Origin of the sequence: Chitinophaga sancti (assembly GCF_034424315.1) — a bacterium.
Classification (GTDB): domain Bacteria; phylum Bacteroidota; class Bacteroidia; order Chitinophagales; family Chitinophagaceae; genus Chitinophaga; species Chitinophaga sancti.
Genome location: NZ_CP139972.1, coordinates 7,366,701 through 7,379,023 on the forward strand (window position 1 = coordinate 7,366,701; position 12,323 = coordinate 7,379,023).

Here is a 12,323-nt window from a genome sequence, read left to right on the forward strand (position 1 = left end):
TCAGTTTATTCTGGTTTGTTAAAACTGCGCCTGCACGCGCAGCAGGGATGCTTTTGCCTATTTATTCATAAAATCAATGCTATGCGAAAAATTGCCGGAATGATGATAGTCCTGCTACTATCCTCATTATTACAGTCATTTGGCCAGACGGCACCGGTAACAGGTACCGTATTGGCGGAAGACGGAAAGACCCCATTGATTGGTGTGACTGTACTCAATGCAGCAACCAAAAAGGGCGCACAGACTGATGCCAGCGGTCGTTTCAGCATTGCCGCTGAAAAAGGACAGCCACTCGTCTTTACCTACATCGGCTATGGCGTAGTAAAAGTAAATGCCAGCGATGCGATGAAAATTACGATGAAGCCCAGCAATGGTGAACTCGGCGAGGTCGTAGTCACTGCAATGGACATCAAGCGTAATGCCCGTGAACTCGGTTATTCCGTACAGCGTGTGGGTGGTGATGAAATTGCGGCTACGCAGCGTGAGAACTTCGTCAATGCCTTACAGGGTAGGGTAGCGGGTGTCACTATTACACCTACCACCGGTCAGGCAGGTGCCGGTTCTTCTATCGTACTCAGAGGTTTCAACTCCCTCTCTCTCAGCAACCAGCCGCTCTTTGTGGTAGATGGTATCATCGTTGATAACCAGACACTGAACCAAAGTTCTAACGGAGGCACTGGTATTGGTCTTGTATCCGACATGGCAAACAAAAACAGTGATTACACCAACCGTGCAGCCGACATCAACCCTGCCGATATCGCCAGCATCACCGTACTGAAAGGCCCCGAAGCCACTGCATTATACGGTAGCCAGGCCAGCTCCGGTGCCATCGTGATCACCACCAAAAGAAGTAAAGGTAACGGCCTTCATGTGAGCTATGACAACAGTTTCCGTACACAAAAAATTACCCGCTACAATAAAGTAACCAATGCCTACAACTCAGGCACCGACGGCGTTTATGCAAATATCTTCCAGGCAGGTAGCGGCACCTTCTTCGGTCCTAAATACAGCGATACTACCAAACTGTATGATAACGTGCATAACTTTTTCAGAACCGGTTTTACCCAAAGCCATAACCTCGGCGTTGACTTTGGTGTAAAGAATTCCGGCTTCCGTTTTTCTGCATCTTACATCAACCAGGACGGCGTAATCCCTAACAATAACTATAAGAAACTGAACCTGCGCTTATCCAATTCCACCAAAATCGGGAAGTATGTAGAGATCACTCCCAGCTTCTCTATCATCAACAGTGTGAACAACAAACCGCTGAGAGGCGCAGGTGGATACTTACTTGACTTATATCTCTGGCCTACAGATCATAACATTCATGACTGGCAGGATTCTACAGGTGGCAAGGCCACACTCGTACCTTCCAACTCTCCGAATGCAGAAGTAGATAACCCTGTATTCAATGTACAACGCAACCTGAGCCAGGATAAAAACAATCGTTATATCGCTACCCTCGGTATCAACATCAATCCATTCTCATGGTTGTCACTTGCAGGCCGTTTTGGTTACGATGCCTATCACACAAACGGCTATATGTTGTATAATCCCGATTCCTATTATGTGACTGCCGCGCAGAATGGTTCACTTGAAAATTACTACCTGAAATACTGGAGCTACAACCACACCATCACAGCTACCGCTACTAAAACATACAGGAAGTTCAATGGCCGCCTGATGATCGGTACCATGTGGCAGGATAACGAAACCGGCATGTACGCTGTAAGAGGTACCAACCTCACGGATCCGATGGGAACAGATAGCAGCAATACAGATCCCTCCACCCGTACCCGACTGCTGAGAAATGCAAAGGGCGAATACAACATGAGCATCAACCGGAATATCGCTTATTTCGGCGAAGCTGCTATCAGTTACAATGACCTCGCTTTTGTGAGCTTTACACAGCGCTTCGAAACTACGAGCATTATGCCTGCAGCCTCCCGTAACTATAATTATCCGGGCATCAGCGCCAGCTTTATTGCCAGCGAAGTAATTCCTGGCATGAAAGAAAGCAAGGTGCTCCGCTACTGGAAACTCCGCGCTTCCATGGCAAGTACGGCCCGCCTCTCTGCTCCCTATGCTAACCAGTGGGTCTTTGTAAATAACCTGGCAAGCGGAGGTGGTTATTCTTACGGATATACGAACTCTAACCCCTACCTGTTGCCCGAAAGACAAAAGACCTTCGAAGTAGGTACTGAACTCAGGATGTTCGATGGCAGGATCAATGCAGAAGTATCTTACTACAATACACTGGTGAAAGACCAGATTGCAGAGAACTTTCGTTCCAGCTATGCCACAGGTTTTATCCTGAATACCATGAATGCAGCTTCAACCCGCAATAAAGGTATTGAAGCCATGATCTCTGCTTCACCTATACGCAAAGAGAATTTTGGATGGGATTTCACCCTGAACTTTAACAAGATGTACAATAAGGTACTCGCTATCCCGAACACACTCTCTGAATACTACATTGCTGATACCTGGGTATATGCCAATGCCAGGGGCGGTTTGCTGAGAGGTGGCGCCACCACAACAATCACAGGGTATCATTATTCACGCAACAATAAAGGAGATATCCTTATCAACCCGCTTACCGGCCTGCCTGTGATCGATGCCACTTTTGGAGTGATCGGTGACCGTAATGCCAACTTCACGCTCGGTATCAACAATACCCTGCGCTATAAGAAATGGACCCTGAGTTTCCTCTGGGATCTGAAAGTAGGTGGTGATGTATTTGATGCCACAGATATGTATCTCACCGTACAGGGTAAAGGAATCAAAACTGCAGACAGGGAAACTGCCCGCGTGATCAAAGGTGTACTGAACGACGGATTACAGAATACAGAGAAGCCCACAGAAAACAATATCGTAGTACTCCCTTACCGCCAGCAGGGATATTACACGAATATGCCTGAAGAAGAATTTGTACAGAAAGATGTAAACTGGTTTCGCCTCAGAGACCTGACTATCAGCTACAACTTTGGTAAGTGGAAAAAGATCAGCAATATCGGTGCGTTTGCCACCTTCAATGACCTGGTGCTAATTACCAATTACAAAGGCGCAGACCCTGTGAGCAATGGTAATACTTCTGCTAACAGGGGCGTAGGTGGTTTTGGATTTGACTATGGCAACCTGCCTGCCCCGGTGGGTGCCAACTTTGGTTTAAGGGTTTCATTTTAATTTAAAAAACTACAGGTATGACCAGGAATAAATTGTTAAAATATGCCTGCTTTGGCGCTATCATATGTATGCTGGGTACAGGATGTAAAAAGCTGATCGATGATGCTTATGCCAATCCCAATGCAGATGTGAAACAACCGGTAGAAACTTTATTGCCCAACCTCATCTCTAACCTGGTGAACAGCTATACTGCCAATGGAACCAATTATGGCACCGTGGTAGATAACTATTACATCGGTCGCTATATACAATACTGGTGTGCAAATGCCAATGGCAATCAGTACGACAAAATGGGCGGCGCTACAGGTTCCAGCGACATCATGGGGAACATGTGGGCAGCCCACTATTTTGGAATGGGACAGAACCTGAACAAAGTGATAGAGTGGGGAACGGAAGAAAAGAAATGGGATTATGTAGGTGTCGCCTATGCATTGCGTGCCTGGGGATGGCAGAGCCTTACAGATCAATATGGTGAAGTGATCCTGAAGGAAGCTTTTAACAGCAGCAGGGATCAGTTCGACTACGATTCACAGGCAGAAGTATACGATACCGTGCGTGCTGTTGCTTTCCGGGCGCTGACTTACCTGGACATGACAGGCGATCATGTAAGTGCTGCCAACCTTGCCAAAGGTGATGCATACCTCTACAATGGTGATGTGAATAAGTGGAAGAAATTCGTATACGGTGTACTGGCACGTTCTTACAATCACCTCTCCAATAAAGCTGCCTACCAGCCGGATTCAGTGATCAAATATGCTGATCTGGCCATGAGCAGCAATGAAGACAACGCAGTCTACAGGGTAGAAAATGCATCTACCAGTGCTACTAAAAGCTACTTTGGCCCTTTCCGTGCAAACATTGGTTCACTCGTTCAGGGTGAGTTTATCGCGAACCTGGAAAGTGGTAGCAACCCCGTTTTTCCTGTTGCTGATCCCCGTGCTTACTACCTGATCCGTGAAAACTTTAATGGCACCTTCAAAGGTATCCGCCCTAACTATGGCGCTACCGGTAGCACAGGTTTGGATACCGCTGATCTGCCCCGTAACTATTGGGGTGGTCAGTATAGCTCTTCCAAATCACTGAATCCCCGTTATCTCTATGCAGATGATTCCCCATGGCCGGTGATGACCGCTACTGAGATGCAATTCATGAAAGCAGAAGCTGCCTATCGCAAGGGTGATAAAGCTACTGCATTGATGGCTTATACAAATGCAATTTCTCTCAGTATGGATATGATGTACAACTATCCAACCAACATCCCTGCAGGCAAAGTAATGACCGCTACTGCAAAAGCTGCTTACATGGCAAATACCAGTGTGATACCAGCCAGCGCTGCTAACCTGACCCTCACACAGATCATGTTGCAGAAATACATTGCGCTGTATTGCTTTGGTGTGAGTGAGACCTGGGTTGATATGCGTCGTTTTCACTATACAGACATTGACCCTGCTACAGGTGCCCAGGTATATGCAGGATGGACGCCACTCGCCGCTGCTGATCTGTTCCTGAATAATAACCAGAAACTGGTGTACCGCTGTCGTCCAAGGTATAATTCAGAATACCTGTACAACATTCCTGCACTGACAGCATTGGGTGCTTTGGAACTGGATTATCACACAAAGGAATGCTGGTTTTCACAACAATAAAAATATTCGATATGCGTAGATTCATATTCACAGGTATAGCCTTATTAATGGGGATCACCGCCTGTAAAAAAGAATTCACGGTACATGCTACTGAAGAAGGAACAGGTGGAAAAGCATTTTTAAAAGTAGTACATGCATCAACTAACCTGGATACATTCAATATTTATGTGGGAGGCACAAAGCTGAATGGCGGTGCTATCACCTACAATGGTATCTATCCTGTATCTGGTGTCAATTCTTATCTCACGGTTGATCCGGGCAAACAAACAGTAGCGCTGTTTAAACCAGGGGTGCTGGTAGGTGATTCTGTCGGTCTGCAAAGCTTCAGTGATAATTTTGAAACAGGTAAATACTATACGTTTATCCTTACCAGTGCAGGGCAGATCTTTACAGAAGACGCATTTCCAAAACCAGATACCGGTGTGATAGCAGTTCGCTTTATTCACACGGTATTAAATGATACCACCGGCAAAAAAGTTGACCTGTATTCAGCAAAACATGGGGTCGTAGCAGCCGGCCTGAGCCCTGGTGAGTTGAGTGATTATAAGACGGTTCCTTATAGTGTAAACATAAAGGATACCCTGTATGTAACACGTTCTGCAGATGCTGCTACTCCGTTATCAGGTCGTGCTGTATTTGCTACTATGGCATTGACTACAGGGAATATCGCGAACCTCACGGTGCAGCGTAGTTATACGGTAATTTTCAAAGGAAGTATATCAGTGAGCTCCGGCACCAAAGCCCGGGGTTTAATTGGATATGTGCACTACTAAAAAAACAGGGAACTGACTAAAGAGTAAAATGAAGGCGCCGGGAATTGCGTAAAAGCCATTACGTCTCCATCACCCACCCGAGAGGGGTACCCTTTTTAGTCAGTTCCCAAATATCAGCTCCTATTTCATATACCGATCCCGTACCCCTAATGGAACTTAAATATAACAGGTTATTTTCCACGGATTAACTTTTAACCAGCGTACTGTAAATTTCAAAAATTGTCATACATTCAGTAAGTATTACCTCAAATCCCCCAAATACTTGAAATAACTGCTTATCTCAAATTTCACCACAACAAATCCGCACATGGAAAACACACCATTCACCGTTGCTGATTACCTCCTGACGCGCCTCAAACAACTCGATGTCACGGAAGTATTCCAAATCCCCGGCGACTACGTCAAGCACTTCACCCAGGCACTGGAAAATTTCCCGGGTGTCAATGCCATTGGCAACATCAATGAACTGGATGCTGGTTATGCCGCCGATGCCTATGGCCGCACCAGGGGCCTCGCTGCCATATCACTCCAATATGGAGTAAGCACTTACAGTGCCCTCAATGCTATTGCCGGTGCTTATGTAGAACGGAGCCCGATCGTAGTCATCTCTGCTACTCCCGGTGCCGATGCCAGGCAGATGACTAAAATGTACGATGTACTTTTTCATCACTCTACCGGCAACTTCCAGGCAGATGAGGAAATTTTCCGTCATGTCACTGTTGCCGCAGAAACCCTGAGCACATCTGCAGGTGCCCCTGAAAAGATCGACAACCTGCTCATTGCTGCCCTTACCCATCAACGGCCTGTGTACATTGCCTGTTACAAAGAAGTATGGGGAGAACCTTGTCCGCAGCCATCCGGAACACCCCTGCAGGCTATCGTTCCACAAAGCGATCCGCTTGCCCTTGAAAATGCGGTAAACACCGCCTGGGCACAGATCACCGCTGCAACCAAACCCGTGATATTCGCAGGGGTGGAAATCCTGCGGCATGGCCTTTCCGACTTGCTGCAACAGCTCATCGATGCCAGTGGTTTCCTCTACACCACTACAACATTAGGCAAAACAGTGCTGGATGAAAAAGGCGATAAATTCATTGGCACCTATGCTGATGCAGCTTCTATTCAATCAGTCACAGATGTGGTGACCGCTGCTGATTGCTTCCTTACTTTAGGCACGATCATCACTGATGATTACCTCTGGTTTATAGAGAACAAATATGCCGATATGGTATTGGCCACTACAGAACAAATCAGGGCAGGCTATTTCATTTATGAGCAGGTGACCATGAAAGATTTTATGGAAGCGCTGCTGGTCAGATTTAAGACGACCAAGGGCTATCCGTTGTCCGTTACCGCTCCCCCACAACCAAAGTTCCCCGAGCCCTGGATCTCGAATTCAGATCCTGTGTATGATGCGCAACCCAATGTCATTACCTACAATCGTTTCTTCCAGCATTCCATGCAGTTCCTGGATCAGCAGAACATGCTGGACAAGATCATCATGACCTTTGGTGTCAGCTCTTCATTATATGTAGCTACCAACGCCTATGGTTTGTACAAAAACACTTTCCTCAGCTCTGCAGCCTGGCAGGTCATCGGTTATGAAACCGGCGCTGCTGCAGGCGCTCAACTTGGTAGTGGAAAGCGTGCCTGGACGATAGCCGGGGATGGCGGTTTTATGATGATCTGTCAATCGCTGTCCACATTATCAAGAAACAAACTGAATGCAGTCATCTTCGTTATGAGCAACAAGGTATATGCCATCGAACAGGTATACGTAGACATGGACGCCTTCAAACCAGGTCCGGAACATACTTTCGATACCTTCGACATCCTGCCGGAATGGGATTACCTTGCCCTGGCACAGGCATTCGGGGCCGATGGGTATCGGGTTACCACCCTCGATGAACTGAATGAGGCACTGCATATGCTAAAAGATACCACGGACCGCCCCAGTCTTGTAGAAGTGGTCATTCCACAAAAAGACCTTCCGGGTCAGATGCGCAGATTAGGATTAGAATAAAATCACCATATAAATCAATACCTCAAATGAGCAACAAAACCTACTCGATCTTCGGCGCAGGTGCAGCAGGTCTATACACCGCCTGGCGCTTGCTGAACGGCACCCCTAATGATTCCGACACCACTGCTAAAGGTAAACAACTCGTAAGCGGCGATATCCTTGAACTTTATGACTGGGGGCAATATGACTTCAATAAAGACAATCCTGGAACCCGCGAAGCCGGTGCCAGGGTTTGTACCTGGCACTATCAGAACGACAAAAGCAAATCTTACCTGGAAGTAGGAGGGATGCGTTATTCTGACTGGGATTTTTCTGCACAGGGTGGCGGACACAGGCTGGTGACCACCGTGATCCGCGATCTGGATCTCGATCAGTATGCAGTACCTTTCAATGAGTCTACGAACCCGCTCTTTTACCTGCGTACAAAGAATATGTACCTCGACCAGATCACCTCTTCCAATCCCGCTCCTTACAATGTAGATCATTATGGTGCAACTGATTCTCCTGATACAGGTTTCAATACGATCGAGAACCTGGCTGTAACGGCTACCAGTGGACCTTCTACCAGAGCTGAATGGTGTGCGTTCTATGAGAATGGTCGTATCAATGTAGACCTTCCCGAATCATCCATATTTCAAAAAGGTGATCTCCTGAAAGACATTGGTTACTGGAACCTCATGTTTGATCAGCTGGGAGCAGAGGGCTATGCTTATACATCTGCCGGTAATGGGTATACGTCAAATGTGATCAACTGGAATTCGGCAGTTGCCTTCGACGCCAATAATGAATTTACACCAGGTACGGAATACAAAACCCTCACGACCGGGTATTCTTCCATGTTCAATGCATTGTTTGATGATATCGTTAAACTGGCGAATGAAAAAGGCGTGATCTTTAATTATTACCCCAATACAAGATTGCATTCCATCCTGCAAATTGATGGTCAGATCCGCTATTCATTTGCAACAAGAGAGAATCCGAATAAGAAAGCGGGAACTAAGATCACACAGGCGGCATGGCTGGCGATGCCAAGGTATGCTATTGACCTGGTGGCGCAGGCTACCCGCTATGAAGACCATGATGGAGTGGATGTGCTCAATGATCAGAAAGTGCAGTTGTACCTGGAATCTGCGATTATGCAACCTTCTTACAAGGTGGGTATGTTCTTCAAAGAACCCTGGTGGGCAAATAATTCAGATAATCCACCCCCTTATCCTGCACAGATCAACAGTTATGAAATTACCAAAGGTGTCATAGAATCGCTCTCCATGCAGGGATTCCCGGGTGCTTATATCACGGCCATTGCGATGGACAACGATCTTATGGAAGTGCCTTATGCAGATACAACAGCATTTATTGCTGCAGTGGAACATTGCATCCAGAACAGGCTTACTATTCCTGAAGAGGAAATGCTGTTGAAAACTGCGGAAAGAAACACCATCGGCCCAAGTGTAACTGATACGCCTATCCGGCAGGTGGTTTACTTTGGTAATAATGCACTGGATCAGTCTGGAGATAAAATTTATGGTCTGCTGGCAGCTTATGACGATGAGATGTTCACTGACTTCTGGCAGGAACTGGAGATAGGTCCTGATGGAACCAGAGAGATTCCCATCTCTGAAAATTACCAGACACTGATCGGGCCCCGGGAAGCGCCACCAATAATGGTAAAAATGCTGCGTGCACAACTGGCGGCGGTACATTTCGGTCCACAGGCTGATTATACAGCGGTACCGGAACCTTTGGAAACAAGGTATATGGACTGGTCATTGCCTCCTTTTAATGCCGGCTATCATGCCTATGCTGCGCATTACAACATCTGTGATGTACAGCAAAAGATCAGGAAACCTTCACAGTTGATTCCGGGTGCAGATGCCAATATCTTTATTGTGGGAGAGGCTTATTCAAATGATCAGGCCTGGGTAGAAGGGGCCTACTGTACAGCAGAATCTGTATTGAATGATTTCTTCGGTATACTTCCTTTGATCGATCCGGCGAATTATCCATTTATCTGTCCTTGTGGGAGTAAATAAAGACCCGGGATGCTCTTAAAACAGCAAATCCGGGTACTCCGGAAACAGCAAGTCCGGGATGCGATCGCATCCCGGACTTGCTCCCGCGCAAAAAATGCATTTACCGAAGGTAAATTTGTTTTTTGCGCCTTATATAGTTTTAGTAATTCTTCTCATTTGCAAAAACACTGACAGAATAATACACCCCAACCCCGCATAAAACGCCCAACTCAACTGCTTATTCTCCTGGAACAAAATAAACGCAATAATAATGCTATACACCGGTTCTAAATTGAAAGTCAAATTCGTCGTAAACGAACTCACCTTCTTCAGTGCCGCCATCAGCAGCATATACATACACACCGTACAAGCCCAGCTCAATATCAGCAGATAAATAAAATCCCTTGTAGAAGGCAGTAAAAAATGCTGATTCACCACACCTAAATACATCGGCATAAACAGTGACAACACCACAAATCCTACCAGCAATTCATAAAATGTAATAGAAGGAGAATCATAATGTACCAGCAGTTTCTTATTCACGATGGTAAACAATGCAGCAAAGATCGAAGACACAATCCCCATAATAATCCCTGTATGATACTGCGAATCAAAATGGAAGATCATCACGATGCCGGCCAGGGTAATGCCGCTCAACATTAACTCCCTTACATCAAATCGCCTGCGGCTGATAATGGGATCCAGGATAGCAGTAAACAAACTTGTCAATGAAAAACAGACAACGCCGATACTTACATTCGAGTACTTGATACTCCCATAAAAGAACAGCCAGTGCATAGCGATCACCACCCCATTCAATCCAATAGGAACTAATTGTTTCCGCGATAGTCGCGACAACATCCCCTTCCAGCTAAATATAATAAACAGAGAAATGACAGTGAATAATAGTCGGTACCAAACGAGCAATCCTTCATTGAGGGAAATCAGCTTCCCCAGGATGCCCGTAAAACCTGCCAGGAAGACTGACAGGTGTAATTGCAGCAAAGGTTTTTTCATTTTGTATCAGTCCGCTGCCAAAAGGCTGTGACAGCTATATCAGCATGCTCTCTATTGTTCCTGTTCCTGTAACTGTTCTTTCCGCACTCTTCTCTCATACTTCCTAAACAGGCTTTCCCACTGTATTTTGAGTACACCCAGGATCCCTTCTTTCACAATCCCCTTACTCATCTTGGAATACCCTTCTTTACGATCTATGAAGGTGATAGGCACTTCCTTCACCTTAAAGCCCAGTTTCCAGGCAGTGAACTTCATTTCGATCTGGAATGCATATCCTACGAAGCGGATTGCATCCAGGTTGATGGCTTCCAGCACTTCCCGCTTATAACACACGAATCCGGCGGTTGCATCTTTTACACGCATCCAGGTTACGAAACGTACGTATACAGAGGCACCGTAGGAGAGGACAGCCCTATCCCATGGCCAGTTTTCTGTTCTGCCACCTTTTACATAGCGGGAGCCTACGGCTACATCCCCACCTTCTCTTGCACAGGCATTATAAAGCCTTGGGAGGTCTTTAGGGTTGTGAGAAAAGTCCGCATCCATCTCAAAGATGTAGCGGTATCCTTTGTCCAGCGCCCACTTAAACCCATGAATATAGGCAGTACCCAGCCCCTGCTTTCCGCTTCTTTCCGAAAGGAAGAGTTCCCCCGGATGTTGCTTCTGCAAGGACTTTACTATATTCCCGGTTCCATCCGGCGACCCGTCGTCAACGATCAGGATATGAAAGTCTTCCTGCAGTGTGAATACCGCGTCTATGATCTTTCTGATATTATCCTTTTCGTTGTAGGTCGGAATGATGACAAGCTTTTCCAATCAGCTAAGTGTTGTTTTAGGACTGCGAAATTATAATAATCGGGAAATAAGTTCCCTATTTTATAAACATTAAATCTTTTTTAACATCATACTGTGGTAGATGTCTGTGAGCTTTTGCTTGGTATTCAGTGGAAAATCGGCCTTCATCATCCAGTCATAATATTGAGGCTCAATCTTCAACACTTCTCTCACGGCCCTGCCTTTATACTTACCGAAGTTGAAAGTTTCTACCCCATTCTGCATGATCATGCGGCGGGCGAAGTCAACATATTCGTCTTCTTTGGTAAATTCTGCCAGGTGTTCCACCTCGGATTGTAACTGTTCGTAACGGCCGAGCTGGGCTTCCAGGATCTCGTAAGTAGCAAGCGCATCGGCTTCCGCGCTGTGTGCATTCTCCAGGTTCTTATCGCAGTAAAACTTGTAGGCTGCGCTGAGGGTACGTTTCTCCATCAGGTGGAAGATCTTCTGTACATCGATGAAATTGCGTCCTTTCACGTCGAATTCCAGTCCTGTACGCAGGAATTCTTCAACCAGCAGCGGTATGTCAAAACGGTTTGAGTTATATCCGGCTATATCGCAATTGTCCATGAACTGTCTCAGTTCATTCGCAGCTTGTTTGAAAGTAGGACAATCCTTCACATCTTCGTCACTGATGCCATGAATGGCTGTGGTAGCTGGAGGGATCGGCATGCCTGGGTTGATGCGTTTTGTTTTCTGTTGAATGCTCTTATCGGGCATTACTTTAACGATCGCAATCTCGATAATACGGTCTGTGGCCACGTTGGTACCAGTTGTCTCAAGGTCAATAACGGCCAGGGGCCTTTTAAGTTGCAATGATGGCATGACTAAA

The 12,323-nt window shown here is 46.2% G+C and carries 8 protein-coding genes; 5 read left to right on the plus strand and 3 right to left on the minus strand.

Annotation, left to right across the window (positions count from 1 at the left end; genetic code table 11):
• Positions 1–81: 81 nt before the first annotated feature.
• From U0033_RS29045 to U0033_RS29065, 5 genes are all read left to right on the plus strand, one after another.
• The gene (locus U0033_RS29045) at positions 82–3,186 is read left to right on the plus strand and encodes a SusC/RagA family TonB-linked outer membrane protein (RefSeq protein WP_072361814.1); all 3,105 of its coding nucleotides are present in this window, start codon (positions 82–84) and stop codon (positions 3,184–3,186) included.
• Positions 3,187–3,203: 17 nt separating this feature from the next.
• Positions 3,204–4,832 (plus strand): SusD/RagB family nutrient-binding outer membrane lipoprotein, encoded by a 1,629-nt coding sequence (locus U0033_RS29050; RefSeq protein ID WP_072361817.1) that lies wholly within the window; start codon positions 3,204–3,206, stop codon positions 4,830–4,832.
• Positions 4,833–4,843: 11 nt separating this feature from the next.
• The gene (locus tag U0033_RS29055) at positions 4,844–5,605 is read left to right on the plus strand and encodes a DUF4397 domain-containing protein (protein ID WP_177318606.1); all 762 of its coding nucleotides are present in this window, start codon (positions 4,844–4,846) and stop codon (positions 5,603–5,605) included.
• A 307-nt stretch (positions 5,606–5,912) separates the two neighbouring features.
• A complete protein-coding gene (locus tag U0033_RS29060) occupies positions 5,913–7,628 on the plus strand; it encodes an alpha-keto acid decarboxylase family protein (RefSeq protein WP_072361822.1) in 1,716 nt (571 codons plus the stop codon).
• A 26-nt stretch (positions 7,629–7,654) separates the two neighbouring features.
• Positions 7,655–9,661, plus strand: a complete 2,007-nt coding sequence (locus U0033_RS29065; RefSeq protein WP_072361825.1) for a flavin monoamine oxidase family protein — start codon at positions 7,655–7,657, stop codon at positions 9,659–9,661.
• A 129-nt stretch (positions 9,662–9,790) separates the two neighbouring features.
• Here the strand turns inward: U0033_RS29065 and U0033_RS29070 are convergent, their stop codons facing one another.
• The 3 genes from U0033_RS29070 to U0033_RS29080 form a co-directional block, all read right to left on the minus strand.
• Positions 9,791–10,657: a DMT family transporter gene (locus U0033_RS29070; protein ID WP_072361828.1), complete on the minus strand. Its 867-nt coding sequence runs from the start codon at positions 10,655–10,657 to the stop codon at positions 9,791–9,793.
• Between the two features lie 51 nt (positions 10,658–10,708).
• Positions 10,709–11,473 carry a polyprenol monophosphomannose synthase gene (locus U0033_RS29075; RefSeq protein ID WP_072361831.1) on the minus strand — a complete coding sequence of 255 codons (765 nt, stop codon included), beginning with the start codon at positions 11,471–11,473 and terminating at the stop codon, positions 10,709–10,711.
• Between the two features lie 69 nt (positions 11,474–11,542).
• The gene (locus tag U0033_RS29080; protein ID WP_072361834.1) at positions 11,543–12,316 is read right to left on the minus strand and encodes a 3'-5' exonuclease; all 774 of its coding nucleotides are present in this window, start codon (positions 12,314–12,316) and stop codon (positions 11,543–11,545) included.
• Positions 12,317–12,323 lie beyond the last annotated feature (7 nt).